Origin of the sequence: Clostridium sp. Marseille-P299 (assembly GCF_900078195.1) — a bacterium.
Taxonomy (GTDB): Bacteria; Bacillota; Clostridia; order Lachnospirales; family Lachnospiraceae; genus Lachnoclostridium.
The window spans coordinates 190,136-211,338 of record NZ_FJVE01000005.1 but is presented as its reverse complement, the minus strand read 5'-3'; the positions used below and the strand labels follow the sequence as shown (position 1 = coordinate 211,338).

The following is a 21,203-nucleotide window of genomic DNA, read 5'->3' as shown; positions in this document are numbered from 1 at the left end:
AGGAAAAGAGACCAAGGTTGTTTTCTATAATGAAGGTGAAGCATTTTAACATTATTTTCTGCGTATTGATATTCCTTGCAATATTCTTGTTATCAGAACGAAACATAAAAGCGATGAAACAATTATTTGGATATGAACCAAAAGAAAAAGAGTATCCAGTTGTTGTCATAGATGCCGGGCACGGTGGATTTGATCCAGGGAAAATTGGTGTTAATAAAGTACGAGAAAAAGATATAAACTTATCAATTGCCATGGAATTAAAAGAATTATTAGAACAAAATGATATTAAAGTGATTATGACTAGAAATTCAGATGATGGTCTTTATTCTGAATCAGATTCTAATAAAAAGGCTACGGATTTAAAAAATCGGGTAGAAATTATCAATCAAACAAATGTTGTGCTTGCAATTAGCATACACCAAAATAGTTTCACCCAAGAATCTAGCCATGGTGCACAGGTATTTTATTATACAGGTTCAGAGCAAGGAAACAAATTAGCAACAATAATGCAATCTCAACTAAAGAAAACAATTAACGATGACAATCACAGAATTGAGAAAGCAAACGATAGTTATTATCTATTAAAGAAATCAAATTGTCCGATTGTTATTGTAGAGTGTGGATTTCTTTCTAACCGTAAGGAGGCTGAACTTCTTGCGAAAGAGGAGTATCAAAGAAAACTTGCATGGGCAATACATTTAGGTGTGTTAAGTTATATGAATTCAATTAATACTAGTACTACAATGAATTGACGTTTTAATTTTTATTGACATAGAAGAGTTTTTAGAAGTATTATAGAAATAATGTTTCTTTACATGAAGAATTATGATTATTTTATAAGCTAGAAGGTAGAAAAGTGAAAACAATAATACAAACGATGGATAGAAAAAGCTTGAATGCTAAGGATTTTGAAACAGCGATTCAATTATTAAAGGAAGGTCAGTTGGTTGCATTTCCAACGGAGACGGTGTATGGTCTAGGCGGTAATGCATTGGATGAAACAGCTGCGAAGCGTATTTATGAAGCCAAAGGTAGGCCTTCTGACAATCCTTTAATCGTTCACATTGCAGATATAAAGGACTTAGAGAAGTTAGCTGTAGATATACCTGAGGCAGCGTATCAATTAGCCAATGCGTTTTGGCCTGGTCCACTTACTATGATCCTTAAAAAAAGTGAAATAGTGCCTCTAAGCACTTCAGGGGGTCTAAATACAGTAGGGATACGTATGCCTTCTGATCCAATTGCATCTATGTTAATAAAAGAATCAGGCTTATATATCGCTGCTCCAAGTGCTAATTCATCAGGTCGGCCAAGCACAACAAAAGCAGAGCATGTAATTGAAGACTTATCGGGAAAGATATCTATGATTATAGATGGAGGGGCTGTTGATATTGGTCTTGAATCAACGATCGTTGATCTTTCTGGTGAGAAAGCCTTGATATTACGCCCTGGTTTTATAACGAGGGAGCAATTAATGGATGTAATCGGAGATGTGGATTACGATAAGGCAGTATTAAAAAGAGAAGCAAATCCGAATATTGTAGCGAAAGCACCAGGAATGAAATATAAGCATTATGCACCAAAAGGTGAATTAACGATCTATGAAGGGGATATGGATAAAGTTATAGCTAAAATTAATGAGCAAGCGAGAGAAAAAGTACTTGCTGGCGAAAGTGTTGCTATTTTAGCTACCGACGAAACAAAAGACCATTACCACAATGGTATCGTAAAGAGTATTGGTTCAAGATGTGATGAAAAAGCGATAGCATCACACTTATTTGATGTTTTACGTGAGTTTGATACACTTGGAATATCATATATATATTCAGAGAGCTTTGCAGATAATAATTTAGGACAAGCAATTATGAATCGCTTGCTAAAAGCAGCAGGATATCATATTATAACAGTATAATAAGAGCAGCAAAACGAAGTTTTTGTTTTAATCCTCTGATTACAAAAAATGGACATTTCATTACTTAATTAATTACCTTGTATGAATGTAATATTTGAGAAAGAAGGTAAAAACATGGGAAGATATGAGAGGCTCATATTTGTTTGTACAGAAAATACTACAAGAAGCCCAATGGCGGAAGCAATATACAATAGTATGCAAATTGGAAATATGATCGAGGTATTATCAAGAGGATTAGTAGTTTTATTTCCAGAACCAATGAATCCCAAAGCAGAAGTAGTTTTAAACAATCATGAATTGCAAATATCAGAACACATTGCAAAGCAGTTCCGAAGTCATGAAGTTGATGAACATACACTAATTTTAACAATGACCATGAATGAAAAGATTAAAATTGAAGAAGAGTATTTTGTAAACTCAAACGTATATACATTAAAGGAATTTGCGGGTGAATCTGGTGATGTAAGTGACCCCTATGGTGGGACATTGCTTGAATACGAAGAATGTTTTGGTGAACTTTTACGTTTAGTAAAAAAAGCTGCATACAGAATAGATAAAGAAAATAATGAATAACTGACTGGAGGTACTAAAATGATAGCATTAGGATGTGATCATGGCGGATATGAATTAATGCAAGAGGTAATTAAATATTTAGAAGAGAAGAAGATTGAGTATAAGAACTTTGGGACAGATTCTCTAACTTCTTGTGATTACCCAGTATATGCAAAGAAAGTTGCAAATGCTGTTGTAAGTAAGGAATGCGAATTGGGTATTCTTATCTGTGGAACAGGTATCGGCATCTCCATCGCTGCTAATAAAGTAAAAGGAGTTCGTGCAGCGTTATGTCATGATGTTTTTAGTGCAGAAGCAACAAAACTTCATAATAATGCAAATATTTTAGCTATGGGAGGACGTGTTGTAGGACCTGGACTTGCAATTAAAATTGTAGATACCTTCTTAAATACTCCGTTCTCTAATGATGAAAGACATAATCGTAGAATTTCAATGATTGAAGATTGATAAATGAATAGCAAGACCGTTGTAAGAATATCTTACAACGGTCTTTTTTTATTAAAAATTATGTCCTATTAACTTATATAATTTATCTAGATGAATTGTTGAATAAAATACTAGTAAATATGGGAAAATAATATAAGTATTTTAAAAGCAATTAAAAACATGCTTTGTATCCTTTGAGTAAGGAGTTCCTATGAAAATAGATAAACATATTTTTAAATCACTTGCCTTAATAAATCAAATCGGTATAAGTATGTTAGTACCTATTTTTCTAAGTGTCTACATAGGAAATAAGTTAGACCAATGGTTATTAACAAATTACCTTACCATCGTCTTTTTATTTCTTGGAATCTTTGCTGCATTTCGCAATGTTTATCATTTGACGAAAAGCTTTTATACAAAAGAAAAAATGAGAGATAGTAAATTGCATATAAATAATACAAAGTATAGTTTATTTACAAAAGAGAAGAATGAAAGAAAAGATAAAGCTGAAGATGAATTTAATAAATGGGCCAAAGAGCAACAAAGAAATAGTAAGAGTTAATCAAGATAGATTAAAAAAGCTGCGCAAAGAACTTGCGCAAGAATGGGGATTATGATGGAACAAGAAAACGATGGAAGACAGACACTTTCGGAATTAATTATAGGTATTGTTATTTTGGCGGTCATTATAACTATTGTTGGTGTTTTTCTTAGCACGAATAAATTTGCTTTTGTTATGGGAATGTTATTAGGAGTCGTCGTAGCAATTATTATGGGTGTTAGTATGTATCGCTCTCTTGATAGATCATTAGAGTTGGATACTACCAGCGCGGTAGGATATATGAAAAGGAACGTTTTTTTAAGGGTTCTTTTAATTGTTGGTGCAATAGCAGCAGCAATAATAGCGGCTAAGTATATCAGTATTTTTGGCGTTATTATAGGAATACTTTGTTTAAAGTTATCGGCGTATTTACAGCCGTTAACACATAGATTATTCAATAGAATACGATAAAGGAAGGTGAGAAAGTGAGACTTGAAAGCATTTTGCTTTCTGCTGGGGTGACAAATCTAGATACAGCTACTAAAGATACTGGTGTTTCATTTGGGATAGACGGATATCTTAGGTATAAAGTATTTGGACATGAGGTTTGGCTTACGACGACTCATATTTGTTTATTACTGATTATGGCTACTTTAATTGTATTTGCAATCGTAGCAAATCGTGTAATTAAGAATGCGGATCCCAACAAAGTACCAGGTCCGTTTTTAAACATAATTGAGTACTTAGTAGAGACCTTTGATAATATGACAAAAACTAATATGGGAAATGAGCATGGATATAAGTTTTCAAATTATATTGGTACTATATTTATCTTTATATTGTTTGCTAATATCTCGGGTTTGTTTGGTTTACGTTCTCCAACAGCAGATTATGGTGTAACGTTAGGTTTGGGTTTAATGACATTTTGTATTATTCATTATAATGGATTTAAGTATCAAAAATCGAAGCACGTTACAAACCTGTTTAAGCCTATTTTCTTATCTCCAATTAATATTATTGGGGAAATTGCAACGCCAATTTCAATGTCATTGCGTTTGTTTGGAAATGTGCTCTCAGGAACTGTTATGTTAGGATTGGTGTATGGATTGCTTCCAAAAGCATTATTATTAGTATGGCCATCTGTGCTTCATGGTTATTTTGATGTTTTTTCAGGTGCAATTCAAACCTATGTATTTTGTATGCTAACGATGGTGTTCATATCTCAAACATTTGAATAAGTTTTTCGATGTATGAAATATTATCTAATACAAAAAGATAAAAGAAATTAAATAAAAAAAGAGAAATTGTTTTAGATGAAGGAGGAATTATATTATGTCAAATATTACAGATCAAGGTTTAATTTTAGCATGTTCAGCAATTGGCGCGGGGCTTGCAATGATTGCAGGTATTGGGCCTGGTATTGGTCAAGGTATTGCAGCTGGTTATGGTGCGTCTGCAGTAGGACGTAATCCTGGTGCTAAGGGTGATATTATGTCTACGATGTTATTGGGACAAGCAGTAGCGGAGACTACAGGTCTTTATGGCTTTGCCATTGCAATCATTCTTTTATTTGCAAATCCATTAATCGGAAGGTTATAAGAAGAGAGACATTTAATCTTTAGTAAATCTAAATATGGTAGAAAGGAGACAAAACGTGGGGCTCATGTTATCAAATCTAAATACAAAAATAGGATTTCTTTCTGTTGCACCCGATGGAACACGGATGGAAAATCGTATTTTTGGACTTGATGCTCAATTATTAGTTGATACAGTAATTCTTGCAATTAGCGTATTTGTGCTCTTTTTAGTACTTTCTTATTTATTATTTAATCCTGCTAGAGCTCTTTTGCAAAAAAGAAGAGACAAAATAAGAGAAGAAATGGAACACTCCTTAAAAGATAAAGAAAAAGCAATGCAATTTAAGGAAGAATACGAGTCTAAACTAAAAGCTGCCTCATTAAAAGTGGATGAAATACTCAGTGAAGGTCGCAAAAGAGCAATTGCGAAAGAAAACCAAATTATCAATGAGGCACAAGAGGAGGCTCTTAGAGTACGAGAAAGAGCAAGTCGAGAAATTGAACTTGAAAAGAGCAAGTTAAAGGAAGATGTGAAGCAGGAAATGATCTCAGTTGCTTCCCTTATGGCTAGTAAAATAATTGGACAGACCATTGATGAAAGTAAGCAAAATCAATTGGTAGAAGAGACTTTAAATGAAATAGGTGATCATACATGGCAAAGTTAATATCCTTAACATATGGAGAAGCCTTATTTGAAGTTGCGCTTGAAAAGGATACACTGAATGAAACATTTGAAGAAATCAAGCTTGTAAAAGAGGCTCTAGGAAGCAATAAAGAAATTATTAGGCTTTTAAATCACCCTAAGATTTCAAAGAAAGAAAAAATCCAAGTAATAGAGAACATATTTCAAGGGAAAGTCTCGGATGATGTTACTGGATTCCTTGTAATTATAGTGGAGAAGGAAAGATACGATAAAATAGATGAAATTTTGGATTATTTCATTGCTAAGGTAATGGAATATAAAAAGATTGGTGTTGCTAAGATTACTACAGCACTTGAATTGACGAAGGAACAAGAGGAGAAGTTATTGAAAAAATTACTGGATACAACAAAATATATTCAGTTTGAAATCAATTATAAAGTAGATCCTTCAATCATAGGCGGCATTATTATTCAAATTGGGGATAGAGTTGTAGATGGTAGTATTAAAACAAAGCTAGCTCATTTTGTAAAAAAATTGAAAAAGATACAACTATCTGATATATAGAAAGCTACCATAGAACAATTTTGGTAACTGTAATTAATATAATAGAAAGAAGGTGCAAATCATTTGAACCTAAGACCGGAAGAAATCAGTTCCGTTATAAAGGAACAGATTAAAAGATACAGTGTACAATTGGATGTATCAGATGTTGGTACCGTAATTCAGGTTGCCGATGGTATTGCAAGAATTCATGGACTTGATAATGCCATGCAGGGAGAGCTTTTGGAATTTCCAGGCGAAACTTATGGAATGGTACTTAACTTAGAGGAAGATAATGTAGGTGCTGTATTATTAAGTGAGACAATAAATATCAATGAAGGTGACACAGTAAAGACAACAGGACGAGTTGTTGAAGTTCCAGTGGGGGATGCGATGCTTGGGCGCGTTGTTAATGCCTTGGGACAGCCAATTGATGGGAAAGGTCCAATAGACACCAAAAAATATCGTATGATCGAGCGTGTTGCCAGTGGTGTTATAGCTAGAAAATCGGTAGATACTCCAATGCAAACAGGAATTAAAGCAATTGACTCCATGGTGCCAATTGGTAGGGGACAAAGAGAGCTTATCATTGGTGACAGACAGACTGGTAAGACTGCAATTGCTCTAGATACCATAATTAATCAAAAAGGACAAAATGTAAATTGTATTTATGTTGCAATCGGACAAAAGGCGTCAACAGTAGCGAATATCGTTAAGAAGTTAGAAGAATTTGGAGCAATGGATTACACCACTGTTGTAGCTTCTACTGCAAGTGAGCTTGCACCCCTACAATATATTGCACCTTATTCTGGTTGTGCAATGGGTGAGGAGTGGATGGAAGCTGGAAAGGATGTCCTTATTGTTTATGATGACTTAAGTAAACATGCGATGGCATATCGTACTCTGTCCTTGTTATTAAAGAGACCACCTGGAAGAGAGGCATACCCTGGAGATGTCTTTTATTTGCACTCAAGATTGCTTGAACGCGCTGCGAGATTATCGGATAAATTAGGTGGGGGTTCCTTAACTGCATTGCCAATCATTGAAACTCAAGCCGGGGACGTTTCAGCATATATTCCGACAAATGTTATTTCAATCACAGATGGTCAGATATATTTAGAAACAGAAATGTTTAATGCTGGATTTCGCCCTGCTGTAAATGCTGGTTTATCGGTATCTCGTGTTGGCGGATCGGCACAAATTAAAGCGATGAAAAAGATTGCTGGACCAATTCGTATTGAATTAGCACAATATAGAGAACTTGCAGCGTTCTCTCAATTTGGATCTGATCTAGACGCTGATACGAAGGAAAAGCTAGCTCAAGGTGAGAGAATTCGAGAAATTTTAAAACAGCCTCAGTACAAGCCGCTACCTGTTGAATATCAAGTCATTATTATATATGCTGCGACTAGGAAGTACCTACTGGATATTCCAGTAAGTAGGATTGGGGATTTTGAAAAAGGATTATTTGATTATATTGATACAAAGTATCCTGAAATTCCTTCAAACATTCGTGAGCAAAAGGATATGAATGAAGAAACTGAGAGCAAACTAAAAAAAGCAATTGAAGGATTTAAAATAGAATTTGCAAAAATGTAGAAAGGATGTGCTATTATGGCTGGTATAAGAGATATAAAAAGGCGTAAGGAGAGCATCCAAAGCACAGAGCAGATTACTAAGGCAATGAAGCTTGTATCTACAGTAAAACTTCAGAAGGCAAAGACAAGAGCAGAAAATTCAGGGCCTTATTTTAAGCATATGTACGAGGCAGTATCACATATGCTTCGTAAAACGGAAAATTTATCACATCCTTTACTAAACTCTGGTAATTCAAAGAAAAAGGCAGTCATTGCTATAACATCCAATCGTGGGCTTGCTGGCGGTTATAATATGAATGTTATAAAACTAATCACAAGTAGTGATTTTGTAAAAGAAGATATAATTATCTATGCTGTTGGAAGAAAAGGAAAAGAAGTGCTAAAACGTAGGGGGTATGAAGTTCATAATGATTATTCGGAAGTCATGAACGGACCTATGTATAAAGATGCGATAGAAATCGGTCAGGATGTATTAAAAGCATTTATGGACAATGATGTTGGTGAAATATACTTGGCGTATACCGAATTTAAAAATACGGTTACCCATATTCCTACCATGATTCGTTTGCTACCAGTGGACATATCCAATCAGTCGGAGGATGGAGAAAAAGAAACTTCTTATGATCGATTGACACAAATGAATTATGAACCAGAAGCAGACGAGGCACTTAAACTAATTATTCCCAAATACGTAAATAGTTTAATTTATGGGGCATTGGTACAAGCAATAGCCAGTGAGAATGGAGCTAGAATGCAAGCGATGGATTCTGCAACCAATAATGCAGATGAAATGATTTCAGACTTATCCTTACTATATAATAGAGCTCGTCAAAGTTCTATTACTCAAGAATTAACAGAAATTATTGCTGGTGCAAATGCAATTAGTTAGTTATAAATGAAAAGAAAGGGAGTGAATGAATGGAGGATCAAGAGTTAAAGTCTTTGGATAAATATTTGAATGAACCAAGTATAGACCCCAAAAATCCAAAAGAAAAATCAAAAGATAAAGACACTGGACACATCACTCAAATTATTGGCGCGGTATTAGATATCAAATTTCAAAGTGGAAATCTACCAGAAATCTATGAGGCCATTAACATATTGAAATCAGATGGAGAAATACTTGTTGTAGAAGTTGCCCAGCATATTGGGGATGATTCAGTCAGATGCATTGCAATGGGGCCAACCGATGGATTGGTACGTGGTATGGAAGCTAAAAAAACAAATGCTCCTATTTCTGTCCCTGTTGGTGAAAATACCTTGGGACGTATTTTTAATGTATTAGGCAATCCAATCGATGAAAAGGAAGCTCCACAAGATGTAGATTATTATCCAATTCATAGAACGGCACCCGCGTTTGAAGAGCAATCCACAGAAACAGAACTATTAGAAACAGGAATTAAGGTTGTTGACCTACTTTGTCCTTATCAAAAAGGTGGAAAAATCGGATTATTTGGTGGTGCTGGAGTTGGAAAGACCGTATTAATTCAAGAGTTAATTACTAATATTGCAACTGAGCATGGAGGATATTCCGTATTTACTGGTGTTGGTGAAAGAACAAGAGAAGGTAATGATCTCTATTATGAAATGATTGAATCTGGAGTTATTAATAAGACCACCATGGTATTTGGTCAGATGAATGAGCCACCTGGAGCAAGAATGAGAGTTGGTTTGACTGGATTAACTATGGCTGAGTATTTTCGTGATCAATCAGGAAAGGATGTATTATTATTTATCGATAATATCTTCCGATTTACACAAGCTGGTTCAGAGGTATCCGCACTTTTAGGGCGTATGCCAAGTGCCGTTGGTTATCAGCCAACACTTCAAACAGAAATGGGTGCTTTACAAGAACGTATTACTTCAACAAAAAATGGATCTATTACATCCGTGCAAGCGGTTTATGTACCTGCCGATGACTTAACGGACCCAGCCCCAGCAACAACCTTTGCTCACCTGGATGCCACCACAGTACTTAGCCGTTCCATTGTAGAACTTGGAATCTATCCTGCAGTTGATCCACTAGAATCTAGTTCAAGAATTCTTGATCCTAGAATTTTAGGGGAAGAGCATTATAAAGTGGCTAGAGATGTACAAGAAATACTACAACGATATAAAGAATTACAAGATATTATTGCGATTCTTGGTATGGATGAGCTTTCAGAGGATGATAAAATTTTAGTTGCAAGAGCTAGAAAAGTTCAAAGATTTCTATCACAACCGTTTCATGTAGCTGAGCAATTTACGGGTTTACCTGGTAAGTATGTTCCGATACAAGAAACTGTACAAGGGTTTAAAGAAATATTAGAAGGTAAACATGACGATATTCCAGAAAGCTATTTCCTCAATGCTGGAAATATAGACGATGTACTTGTAAGAGTAAAAGAAAAACAATTGACATAAACAGTATAAAAGAAAAGCAAATGAAATAATAAGCAGAAAAGAAACAACACGCAAGAATGCTTATAGTTCTTATAGGATAGAATGAGGAGATTAGTATGGCGGATAATAGTAAAATGTTTCAAGTGCAGGTTATTTCACCGGATAGAATCTTTTACGAAGGTGATGTTGACATGATTGAGGTCAGAACAAGTGAAGGTGATATGGGTATTTATAAGAACCATATCCCTTTGACTGCAATTTTAGTTCCTGGAATATTAAAACTAAAAAAAGATTCTGAACAAAAAGAAGCCGCTCTTCATGATGGATTTATTGAGATACTTGGTGATAGGGTTATCATACTTGCAGAATCTTGCGAATGGCCAGAAGAAATTGATATTAACCGTGCAGAAGAAGCTAGAATACGAGCCGAGAGAAGATTAAAAAGCGCAGAAGCTGAAATTAATGAAACACGAGCAGAAATGGCTCTTAGAAGAGCTTTAATACGAAAAGAACTTGCAGAAAATTATCGTAGATAAATAAAATTGAATAATATTCGAATGAACCTCCATTTCTTGGAAATACTTTAGATGAAATGGAGGTTTTACTATGGCAAGAACATATTATTCCATGAAACCAAGAAGTCGATTTTTCTTGCTGGTAAAGGAAGTATTAGACAATAAAAGAATACGAGCAATGGCATATATAATCGTACTTCTATGGGTTGCAGTTGGAGCACAATTTATTGTAAATCGTTTTTTCGTAACGAAAGGTAATATAATGCAGGCGTTTGTGAATACAAACTCTGGCTTGATGGAAAGCACGTTAGAAATAACAGCACCTTATGGTACGGGTTACTTAACAGAGGAAGATAAAAAATCACTCATTATGTATATAACAAATGGTTTGGGGATCGGGGTAAATCAAGAAATTGAAGTTTCCTCAGAAGGAAAGCGCCAAGAAAGTGTTTTTACGAAGTTGGCAAAACGTGCCTCCACTACGGTGAAGGTAATTAGTTTATATAATGATGATACAACCGAAGCATTTGTTCAGTCAAATGATAAAGAAGGAGATGTAAACCACTATCTTTTAGTTAGACTCACTATATTTGAGGATGTATCTAGTGATATTCTAGCCTATGAAGAAAAGTTAAAAAAGGTGTTGGAGAATTTGGATGTGGAACAGAAGGATATCAATACAACGCTTCAATTTAGCGGAGCTTTTGCAGGAGATTTGTCACTTGAAACTAAGAATAAGATAGCAGATCGAATGATTGATAGCTTAAAAGGAGAAGTCGTGTATGAAAATAGAGAGAATAATCTTTATACGATCTATGCTTACACAGGATTACTTAGTGAATTTGTCACTGTAGATAAGAGTAAAATCAATATCCAAGTAGCAATGACCTATGAAGAAAATACGGATCGTACAAAGATTTATCTTGCAACGCCACTTATTAGTGGTGATTGGTAACTAATATTATAAAGCGCACTGGTAAAGGGAACTTATTAAATTATCCTTAACCAATAGAGTTTTAAAAGTGAACGTTAGGAGTATAGAATTCAAAGATGATTGTATCATTTTTGGATTCTATTTTTTTAATCTCATCCTCTGGTCGTACCGTCCATACAACTTTCATGGCACCCAAGGCATAGCAAAGGGATACTAAAAAAGGATGGTGCCCCTTGTGATAGGCTACAAATTGAGGTCTTGCAATGGCATTTGATAATAAATTGCTTAATACAAAAGCCTCATAAGGCTTTAATTCTCCTTTAAATTCACTTACTGGAGCACTTAATTGTCCTCGTAATACTTCCGGTGCATGTTTGCGAAACCATGCCACAATCATTGGTTGGAAGCTCTCTACACAGTACTCTCCATGATAGCTTTTAAGCATATTATAAGTAACTTCACATAAAAGACGATTGTTTTTTCCATTTTTAAGCTCTATAACAAGAGGAACGGTACCATTCACTAGATGAAGAACTTCAGAAAAGAGAGGGATATATTCATTGGAATTTGATAATGACAATTTTTTTAACTCATCATAGGTTAACTCATCCACTCGCTTATCAATACCACAGACACGTTTTAAGTTGTCATCATGGAAAACAACCAGTTTTTTGTCTTTTGAGAACTGTAAATCTAGCTCAATTCCATAACCAGCTTTTACTGCTTTGGCAAAGGCAGCTAGAGAGTTTTCTGGAACAACATGATCGTTAGTATGCAAGCCTCTATGTGCTATATTTCTGTTCTGAAATGGGTTACGTTGCTCTTTCGTGCTACGTGCTGGTGCAATAAGGTACAGAATAATTATAAAAATTATTGCAATACTTATTATTAACACGGTAAAAAATAGATTCATATTAACCTCCATACTGCCAATAGGCAGTTCAAATAATAAGTGAAAAGCATCTCTTGTTTTTATGATGTTTTATGTTCTTTCATTGTATAGTCACTTATTATTATTTTTGTATGTATATATTCTATTACATAATCATTGTCTAGAATACTATTACGATTCTAGCACAACGTAGAGGGCTGGTCAAATGTTTCTAGTGTGTGGGAAAATGACAAAATGGGTAGTTGTAAAATAATGATTATGCACATTATTTTCAACGACCCATTTCATGTAATTAAGATATTATATTTTAGATTTACGATATCAAATACAGAGGATATCATATAATTTTAGAACTTTTATATTTAATACTAGTCTGTATCAATAAGATTTTTATCCCTTTATCTTTAATACGAATCAAATTTTATATATTTTCATTTTTTAAGGCATCAATTGTATTATCTTTTTTTATTTGACTCATAGTATAGAGCATCGTTGAAAATACAACAATAAATACACTTACAATTGCGATTAAGATACTATGGGTTGGTATAAAGAATGTAGTTTCCCAGCCGTTTAGTACGCTTCGATAAATGAAGTATGTGATTAAAATAGATACAGGTAGACCATATAAGAGGCCTTTGAAACCGTATAAAATACATTCATAATTCATCATTTTATGAAATCCTTTTTGTGTCATACCAATGGATTTTAGCATTGCAAATTCTCTACGTCGTAAGCTTATATTGGTGGAGATTGTATTAAATACATTGGCAGCAGAAATTAGTGAAATTAAAGTAATAAATCCATAGGAAAATACATTTATAATGATTAACATTGCACGGTCAGTATCAGCACTTGCAGCCACGTCGAATAATTGAGATGTTGAGATACCACGCTCATCCAGATCTTTATACATAGAATCATAAACTAATTTATGATCGGTTGTTTTAAAATAAAGTTCTGCAGATTCAACTTCATAATCACTACCAAGGATACTAGGAATTGCACTATAAGGATACATGATAATTAAATCACCCTTATATTTTTCAAGGTTTAAAGGAACTACATCGGTTACTTCTCCTACGGTCAGAGGAATACGTTTAAGGACTTCGTCTTCTGTAAATTCGAGAGTTTCCACTGGGGAATCTGGTTCTTTTTGAGTATAGTAAATATCTTCACCTCGAATTTCTACATCATATTCATTATTTTCTTCTTGGTATTTATAGATAGTTTCGCCAGAATCATTTTTTTGTATATCATTAAGAAAGTAGCCTTCAATCTCTTTAATTTCCAATAAATCCATTGATGGATTTGAATTGTTAAATAAATGATACGTATAGTATTTACCATCGTTATAGCGTTTTATAAAATCGCATGCAATAGCAACAGGATTTTCACTATTCATGTATTTGTCTTTGTCAAATCCGTTCTCTTCCAAGTACTTTGCATAGTCATCATCATTTATAAAACTAACTCTTACGTTGGTATTCATTTCTTGGTCATTAAAAGTATCATAATATTCTGCATAGAATTTCTTATAATAATCTAAATATTCTTTTGAAAGGTTTTCAGCGTTAATTCGTACGTCACTGTAACGATTTGTGGAGTAACTACTTTTTGTAACCCCATTTATAGAAGATAAAATACTATATATTTCACTAATTGAATTGTCCTGGTTTGCGTCAGTATCATAGTAATACGTAATGTCATAGGATGGTGGGTTTACAATGGCACTGGAACTCTTTTTTAAGTAAGCACAGTAGCTACTTGCAGTAATAAATAAAACTACGCTAACAAAAAGAGAAAAAACTGTGGCACGATATTTTCTTCGATTACGTTTGAAATTTTTACTTGCAATCATTCCCTCAAAACCAAATACTTTATAAGTAAGTTTTGAAGTTTTTACACTACGAGATTTAATAGTAATATCATGTGTCTGGCGAATTGCTTCAATATTTGATATTCGAACTGCTTTCCTTGCAGGTATATATGCAGATATTAAAATAGTGATAAAAGCGATGATTGCAGTGATTAGGACGGATAAAGGAGTCACCTTTAAATTTAAAGTAACAGAAGGATCATTAGCATTACCCACTAAAAAATCTACAAATAGATTTTTCGTAAAACTAAGAGTTATACCGATGCCAGTAAGTCCAGCTAAGATTCCTAAAGGAATACCAATAATACTTAAAAAGGAAGCTTCAAACATAACACTTTTCATTAATTGGCGCTTGGTTGCTCCAATGGAGGATAACAACCCAAATTGTTTGATACGTTCACTAATGGATATAGAGAAGGCATTATAAATTAATGAGATGGAAGCTAGCATTATAATAGCAATCAAAATTGTAGATAGACCATATAAAACACCATTATAACTCGTCTCATCGGAAGCACCAATGAAGCGTAATACATCATAATTATAAGAAGAATTGTCTTTAAAGTTCTCCTTAATAAATTCGTAAATATCTTTTGGATTGTTCATTTTAATGTATGATGAATAAATATCAGAAGCAGTTTCATCGATTAAGGTTAGGGCAGAATAGCCAGGAGCGGTGTAACTTTCAAAAGATGGTCGCTCATAAAATCCAACCACTTGATACGTACGAGTAATCGTTGGAATTAATTCCTCAGAACCATATTTTCCTGATAGATATGAAGTGTCTTGGTACAATTTTTCGCCATTTGATAGTCGTTCCCCAAGAGAGAGTTCTAATACATCACCTAACTGATATTTAACACCACCATTGGTTGCTAAATGTTTTGGTAATATAATTTCGGTATTGTTTTCAGGTAGTCTGCCTTTTATAAGATGAATAGGCATCATTTCTTCAAAGGATGAATCAATACCCAATACCGCTAAATACGGCTTACTATCATTGATACCTTCTTCTAATATGGAATAACCGATATTTTGAAGTGTGCAATAGTTTAATATTTTATCATTCCCTTGTAGCTTAGCAAGCTCTTTAGAACTTATATTGTATACGGCGCCATGCCAATCACCATCATTTGCGATTTCTCTTTTAAGTAAAAATGACTGCAAACTTGTAGCCAATGATGTAACCGCACAAATCATGGAAGCCGATAATATGATACCGATAATAGTGACTAAAGTTCTTGTTTTATTCTTTCTAAGTATTTTGAGTGTGTACTTATTAAAGATATTCATCGACGAATCACCTCGTCTCTTGTTATCTTACCATCACCAATAGCAATGATACGATCTGCTTGTAAAGCGATGTTTTCATCATGTGTAATCACAATTAGGGTTTGGTTGTATTTTTGATTGGAAAGTTTTAATAATTCAATAATTTCCTGACTGTTCTTCGAATCAAGATTTCCCGTTGGTTCATCTGCAAGGACAACCCCAGGTGCATTCATAAGTGCACGGCCAATAGACACTCTTTGCTGTTGACCGCCAGATAATTGATTTGGCAAGTGATTTTCTCTTCCATGAAGATTTAAAACAGATAATAATTCATTCAAACGTTCTTGATTGACTTTTCTACCGTCCATTAGAACCGGAAGGGTTATATTTTCAACAACGTTCATAACAGGAATTAAGTTATAAAATTGATAAATAAGTCCAACTTCTCTACGACGAAAGATTGCTAATTGTTCATCATTTTGAGCATAGACATCCTTCCCATCCATATAAACTTTTCCTGAAGTTGGTTTATCTACCCCACCAAGGATATGAAGGAGTGTAGATTTTCCTGAGCCAGATGGACCAATAATCGCTACAAATTCTCCTTTTTGTATTGAAAATGAAACATTATCAAGCGCATGCACTATATTATTTCCTGTTCCATAGGTTTTGGTTAGATTTTCGACTTTTAATAATTCCATAGTTACCTCTTTCATTTTGAATCCTCTCTAAATGCAATTAATTTTATTTTCTTCTTCCGAAAATAATTTTATAACATCTAGATGACAGCTTGGTGACTGTAAAATTACAAAAATGTCACTTTTATAATTGCCAAGGGCTAATGCTTTAAAGTTGATTCTACATGTCAAATGATTTGTTTATAGAAGCGGATTGTAAATTTAGCTCCTCCATCTAAATTGTTCTCAACTTTTACAGTGCCGTTTTGCTCCACAATGATGACTCTAGCAAGTGCTAAACCAATACCAACACTTTGATCACTTGAGTCTTTCCCTTTATAAAAACGTTCAAATATGTGAGGCAAATCTTCTTTTTCTATTCCACTACCATTATCTTTTATAACAATTTCTGTGTAAATATTATTTTCAACACAAATCACATCAATTTTTCCACCAACGGGCGTATGTTCCATACAGTTTTTTAGTATATTACTAATTGCTTCAATAGACCAAGATAAATCCCCGATATAAGATTCATCTCCAGTCATATGGACATTAAATTGTTGTTCTTTTAATTCCATTGGTATCATAAGTGGAGTTATGGATTTTTCAATCAACTCTTTTAGATATACTGCCTCTTGCTTAAAATTTACTGTGCCAGCATCAATTTTAGAAAGCTTTAATAATGAAGAGATGAGCCATTCGATTCGTTTCAGTATTTTGCTAAGGTCCATTGATAATTGTCTTCTTTTTTCATCTGTTAGTTCGGATTTAGATAAAAAATTACAAATAAGATTGATCGATGTCAAAGGAGTTCTAAGTTGGTGAGAGATATCAGCAATAGAATCAGTAAGATACAGTTTATCACGTAAAAGCTCATCTTTTTGAGCCCATAGTTTTGCAGTCATTTTTGTAAGTTCATTTTGTAAGATTGACAATTCACCTTCACTAAAATCGTCAAAGCTTACATTTTCACTTCCATGTAATATGGAATCAAGTAGAGCACTTAATTTTGCAATTTTTTGATACCGTTTGTATGTGAGTACAAAATGACATATCGCAAAAACTAAACCAATGACCAATATATAATAGCCAACATAGATCTCAAAGTAAAATCCTCCAATCGTAGTGGCTAAAATAAAGATAACATAAAAAATCAAGCTCTTTTTAATTTCAGGGTTACGAAAAAAGTTCATGAAAACAACCTTCCTATATTATGATTCTTCTAATCTATATCCTAGACCACGGATTGTTTTAATGATCTTAGGATTCTGTGGATCATCTTCGATTTTTTCTCTTAATCGTTTGATGTATACGGTTAAAGTGTTATCATTTACAAAATCGCCTGCGATATCCCATATCTCTTCAAGCAACTTGTTTCTTGATAAAATAACCCCACGGTTGGATAAAAAAACAAGCAATAGACGATATTCTAAGGCTGATAGAAAAAGTTCTTTCCCGTGTTTTAATACGGTCCCTTTAACCATGTCTACAGATAATCCATGAATTTCTATCACAGATTGTACTTTACCACTTCTACGAAGGACACTGCGTATTCTAGAAAGTAGTTCTCTTGGACGAAATGGTTTACTAATATAGTCATCAGCACCCATATCTAGACCAGTAACAACGCTAAACTCATCACCCGATGCAGTTACAAATATAACTGGGGTATTTCCTTTTGCCTTAATCCCTGAACATACCGCGTAACCATTACCATTTGAAAGGGAAATATCTAAGAGAGCTAAGTCGAAATTTTCATTTTCTATCTTATCGAGGGCTTCTTTTTGGCCAGTAACGGAGGTAACGGTGTACCCCTCTGAGGAAAGAAATTCTGTTAAATTTTTTATTATGTTTGTATCATCTTCTACTAAAAGAATTTTGCTCATAGTTAATCCATGCATAATTTGTAAACATGCATAATTGTTTATATACATGTTTCGTTGAATAATATTTTCGTTATATATAAGTAGATAATCTCCTTGGTTAAAAGAATTTAGAATTGCATGGTTCCTTTCTCAGTATTTTCTTTTATCCAAAGACAACTTTTGTTTAAATACAATTTTATAATTTGTTTAAAGTGTATCCAGTTGTCTACAAGTTAAGTCGACATCCACAAATGAGTTAATAGATACCTCAGTCCGTTTTCATTATAGCATAAGTAAAATTTTTTAGAAAAGAGTTATGTTTGTTAAAAATGTCTTATATTTGACATGGAAATAACTTACAAAAGACACGATTTAAATTTTTCGTATGATATAATTACAGTAAGTTACATTTCATGGAAATATAAGAAAGGGGATATTATGAATTCTAAGATTAGAAAAGTTTTATGTAATGTTTTATGTGTAATTATGCTACTTACTCTGACGATGCTACCAAATACTGTGAAGGCAAGCGAAATACAAAAGTTAAGTGATAATGTTTTCAAAAGCACGGATGATTTATTAATAGAGGATTGGTATGATTTAGAAATACAGTTTTATGGGAATGACACATATTATTCAGTAACTCAAAATATTTATTTACCAACCAGCGGAAAAAGAGGGTCTACAATTACATGGTCTTCGAATAATACGAGTATTATTTCGAAAACAGGTGTAGTAACAAGACCTATCGTTGAAGATAAGTATATTACCTTAACAGCTACTTTAACTAGGTCAGGAAAATCCGAACAAAAGGTATTTGATCTAGTAGTTTTAAAAAAGGAAGTAGATATTCCTGAGGTATCTATGGGGGCATACTATGAAGTTATAAAAGGACAGAGTTTTAAACTTGAGGGATATGTAAAAGCAAATTCTGAAATCACATCAATTGTTGCAGATATCTCTGATTATAACTTTAGTAGCTCCAAGGTAACAGTGAATCCAAAGAGTACTTATTATAACTTAAATTCTATAACATTAAATACTTCCGATTCAAGACTAATAGCAGGGAACACCTATACAATAAGACTTTATGCAAAAACAGATACGTATAGAGAAGAACAGGAAATTGCAACTGCAAATATTTATATTGCGCCAAAGGTAGAAGCTAAATATGAGTTGCTTAAAGGGGCACAAAGGAACCTTTATTATTATAATCAACTGGATAGTACCTACAAAGATTATGCGTATGGATATACAACGTTAGGCGAAGACGGTAGTGCATTAACCTCAATGGCAATGGTAATATCAAGCTTTAAGGATCAGGTATTTGATCCAATCTATATGGCAAATTGGGCGAATAAAAACAATTATATTGATACAAATTATTCAAATAGCTCTTTAATACAGGTAGCTGCAAATTCACATAGCCTCTCTGTGGAGTCGCTAAATCCAATATATAATAATGAGAATACAATAAAAAAGGTTACACAAGCGTTAAAAGAAGGAAAGTTAGTTGTTGTATTACTTACGAATGTGTATAATCCAACCTTTGGTCAAACGAAGGATCAATTTATTGTATTACGAGGGATTACGGATTCAGGCAAGATTTTAATTGCTGATCCAGCAGATAATACCCAAAGAACTCGGACTAAGAAATCAGAAGGATATGATATTAAGACAATTATTAATGAGAGTAAGGCAGTATATAATGAAAGCGGACCATTTTGGATTATTTCAAACAATGAGGCAATACCAAAAGTAACAGGTCTTGATTCTGCTTATTCTATATTAGCGAATAGTAAGCTTACATTGGCAGGAACAGTTTCTGCACAATCGAAACTTATCAATGTTAAGTTAATGATTTCAAAAGAAGTAAATGGAACATTAACAAATGAAGGAATCCGTCTTGAAGCAAATCCAGATAGTAGTAGTTATGATTTAAGAAGGCTTGGTTTAAATACCGCGAGCTTAAAAGCTGGTGACTATAAAATTAGGATTTATGCAACGACATCTAGTGATTCTAAAGTAAGCACATTGATTTATGAAGCTAGTTTGACTATCAGAGCCAATGATACACAGGTATTAGATCAGGATTATAACAAATTAAGTATTGGATACTCAAGTGGGGATAGTTCCAATTATGTAACAGGTCAATTGACCTTGCCGACAAGAGGTGAGGGCGGATCAAGTATTACTTGGATTTCAGGAAATACCCAAGTAATAAAGATTAATAATGGAACTGGTGTAGTGTATCGTCCTACTGAAAATACAAGTGTTACATTAATGGCGACGCTTACTTATGGAAATAACTCAAAAGTTAAAGTATTTCAACTAAATGTTATAGCAGGTAAAAAAACTTATATCACTGGAAATAAAGATTATTATGAAGTACTTGAGGGTGAAAAGGTCAATCTTAGTGGGGTAGTTCAGTCAAGTAGCAAGATAACAAGCCTTCGCGTATCGATTGAAGGATATCCGTGGTATGTTAATGCTGCGTGGCCATATTCTACGAGCTATAATCTAAATAATTTTACAATAGACACATCGGACTGGAACTTAAGATTAGCAGCTGGAACCTATCAAATAAAGGTATGGATTACCGATGATTCTTATATGGAGGATAAAACTCCTATCGCAACGATGACTTTAAAGGTAACCTCACAAAATAAGAATGCCTTGATGGATTTAAAGGGAATTAAGATAACCTATGCAAAAGGTGATTCGTGGAAAAAGGTTACAAAGAACATCACCTTACCAAGAGTAGGGAAGAATGGTTCGATAATTACTTGGGTTTCTAAGAATAAAAGTATAATTTCAAACACTGGAGTGGTTAAACGACCAAAATACAAAGATGCTAAGGTAACATTAGTAGCTACGGTGACTTATGGAAATGAAACATTGACTAGAAATATTGTTCTTACAGTAAAAGCTCAGTACAAAAATAATTGGGGAAAGAAACATGACTAATCTGTAA

21 protein-coding genes are annotated in these 21,203 nt (G+C 33.8%); 16 read left to right on the top strand and 5 right to left on the bottom strand.

Features of this window, described 5'->3' with window-relative positions:
* The first annotated feature begins 29 nt into the window (after positions 1-29).
* The 15 genes from BN4220_RS02780 (at position 30) to BN4220_RS02710 (ending at position 11,662) form a co-directional block, all read left to right on the top strand.
* Positions 30-752, top strand: coding sequence for an N-acetylmuramoyl-L-alanine amidase (locus BN4220_RS02780; protein WP_066714014.1), 723 nt, complete (start codon positions 30-32; stop codon positions 750-752).
* A 104-nt stretch (positions 753-856) separates the two neighbouring features.
* Positions 857-1,912, top strand: coding sequence for an L-threonylcarbamoyladenylate synthase (locus BN4220_RS02775; RefSeq protein ID WP_242867727.1), 1,056 nt, complete (start codon positions 857-859; stop codon positions 1,910-1,912).
* Between the two features lie 114 nt (positions 1,913-2,026).
* On the top strand, positions 2,027-2,485 hold the full coding sequence (locus BN4220_RS02770) for an arsenate reductase/protein-tyrosine-phosphatase family protein (protein ID WP_066713272.1): 459 nt from the start codon (positions 2,027-2,029) through the stop codon (positions 2,483-2,485).
* Between the two features lie 18 nt (positions 2,486-2,503).
* Entirely contained in the window at positions 2,504-2,932 is a 429-nt protein-coding gene (rpiB, locus tag BN4220_RS02765) for a ribose 5-phosphate isomerase B (RefSeq protein WP_066713269.1), read from the top strand.
* A gap of 190 nt (positions 2,933-3,122) precedes the next feature.
* Positions 3,123-3,473: an AtpZ/AtpI family protein gene (locus tag BN4220_RS19695; RefSeq protein WP_082811997.1), complete on the top strand. Its 351-nt coding sequence runs from the start codon at positions 3,123-3,125 to the stop codon at positions 3,471-3,473.
* 51 nt (positions 3,474-3,524) lie between these two features.
* The gene (locus BN4220_RS02755; protein ID WP_197467881.1) at positions 3,525-3,923 is read left to right on the top strand and encodes an ATP synthase subunit I; all 399 of its coding nucleotides are present in this window, start codon (positions 3,525-3,527) and stop codon (positions 3,921-3,923) included.
* Positions 3,924-3,937: 14 nt separating this feature from the next.
* The gene (atpB, locus tag BN4220_RS02750; RefSeq protein WP_242867726.1) at positions 3,938-4,690 is read left to right on the top strand and encodes a F0F1 ATP synthase subunit A; all 753 of its coding nucleotides are present in this window, start codon (positions 3,938-3,940) and stop codon (positions 4,688-4,690) included.
* A gap of 94 nt (positions 4,691-4,784) precedes the next feature.
* Entirely contained in the window at positions 4,785-5,051 is a 267-nt protein-coding gene (atpE, locus tag BN4220_RS02745; RefSeq protein WP_066713260.1) for an ATP synthase F0 subunit C, read from the top strand.
* Between the two features lie 64 nt (positions 5,052-5,115).
* On the top strand, positions 5,116-5,694 hold the full coding sequence (atpF, locus tag BN4220_RS02740) for a F0F1 ATP synthase subunit B (protein ID WP_242867734.1): 579 nt from the start codon (positions 5,116-5,118) through the stop codon (positions 5,692-5,694).
* Positions 5,682-6,236 (top strand): ATP synthase F1 subunit delta, encoded by a 555-nt coding sequence (gene atpH, locus BN4220_RS02735; RefSeq protein WP_066713257.1) that lies wholly within the window; start codon positions 5,682-5,684, stop codon positions 6,234-6,236. Before atpF ends, atpH begins: the two co-directional genes overlap by 13 nt.
* Before the next feature lie 63 nt (positions 6,237-6,299).
* Positions 6,300-7,811, top strand: a complete 1,512-nt coding sequence (gene atpA, locus BN4220_RS02730; RefSeq protein ID WP_066713254.1) for a F0F1 ATP synthase subunit alpha — start codon at positions 6,300-6,302, stop codon at positions 7,809-7,811.
* 15 nt (positions 7,812-7,826) lie between these two features.
* Positions 7,827-8,699, top strand: a complete 873-nt coding sequence (gene atpG / locus BN4220_RS02725; RefSeq protein ID WP_066713252.1) for an ATP synthase F1 subunit gamma — start codon at positions 7,827-7,829, stop codon at positions 8,697-8,699.
* Between the two features lie 29 nt (positions 8,700-8,728).
* On the top strand, positions 8,729-10,213 hold the full coding sequence (gene atpD / locus BN4220_RS02720) for a F0F1 ATP synthase subunit beta (RefSeq protein WP_242867725.1): 1,485 nt from the start codon (positions 8,729-8,731) through the stop codon (positions 10,211-10,213).
* 95 nt (positions 10,214-10,308) lie between these two features.
* Positions 10,309-10,728 (top strand): ATP synthase F1 subunit epsilon, encoded by a 420-nt coding sequence (gene atpC, locus BN4220_RS02715; RefSeq protein WP_066713248.1) that lies wholly within the window; start codon positions 10,309-10,311, stop codon positions 10,726-10,728.
* 70 nt (positions 10,729-10,798) lie between these two features.
* Positions 10,799-11,662 (top strand): YwmB family TATA-box binding protein, encoded by an 864-nt coding sequence (locus BN4220_RS02710; protein WP_066713239.1) that lies wholly within the window; start codon positions 10,799-10,801, stop codon positions 11,660-11,662.
* A 61-nt stretch (positions 11,663-11,723) separates the two neighbouring features.
* On the opposite strand, the gene BN4220_RS02705 is transcribed toward BN4220_RS02710, so the two are convergent.
* From BN4220_RS02705 to BN4220_RS02685, 5 genes are all read right to left on the bottom strand, one after another.
* Positions 11,724-12,554, bottom strand: a complete 831-nt coding sequence (locus BN4220_RS02705) for a glycerophosphodiester phosphodiesterase (protein WP_066713238.1) — start codon at positions 12,552-12,554, stop codon at positions 11,724-11,726.
* 400 nt (positions 12,555-12,954) lie between these two features.
* Complete coding sequence (locus tag BN4220_RS02700; RefSeq protein WP_066713237.1) at positions 12,955-15,705, bottom strand: ABC transporter permease; 2,751 nt, start codon at positions 15,703-15,705, stop codon at positions 12,955-12,957.
* Complete coding sequence (locus BN4220_RS02695; RefSeq protein WP_066713994.1) at positions 15,702-16,385, bottom strand: ABC transporter ATP-binding protein; 684 nt, start codon at positions 16,383-16,385, stop codon at positions 15,702-15,704. Before BN4220_RS02695 ends, BN4220_RS02700 begins: the two co-directional genes overlap by 4 nt.
* A 164-nt stretch (positions 16,386-16,549) precedes the next feature.
* Positions 16,550-17,557 (bottom strand): sensor histidine kinase, encoded by a 1,008-nt coding sequence (locus tag BN4220_RS02690; protein ID WP_066713235.1) that lies wholly within the window; start codon positions 17,555-17,557, stop codon positions 16,550-16,552.
* Positions 17,558-17,575: 18 nt separating this feature from the next.
* Positions 17,576-18,250, bottom strand: coding sequence for a response regulator transcription factor (locus BN4220_RS02685; RefSeq protein ID WP_066713233.1), 675 nt, complete (start codon positions 18,248-18,250; stop codon positions 17,576-17,578).
* A 417-nt stretch (positions 18,251-18,667) separates the two neighbouring features.
* Between BN4220_RS02685 and BN4220_RS02680 the strand changes: the two genes are divergently transcribed.
* Positions 18,668-21,196 carry an immunoglobulin-like domain-containing protein gene (locus tag BN4220_RS02680; protein ID WP_066713230.1) on the top strand — a complete coding sequence of 843 codons (2,529 nt, stop codon included), beginning with the start codon at positions 18,668-18,670 and terminating at the stop codon, positions 21,194-21,196.
* Positions 21,197-21,203 lie beyond the last annotated feature (7 nt).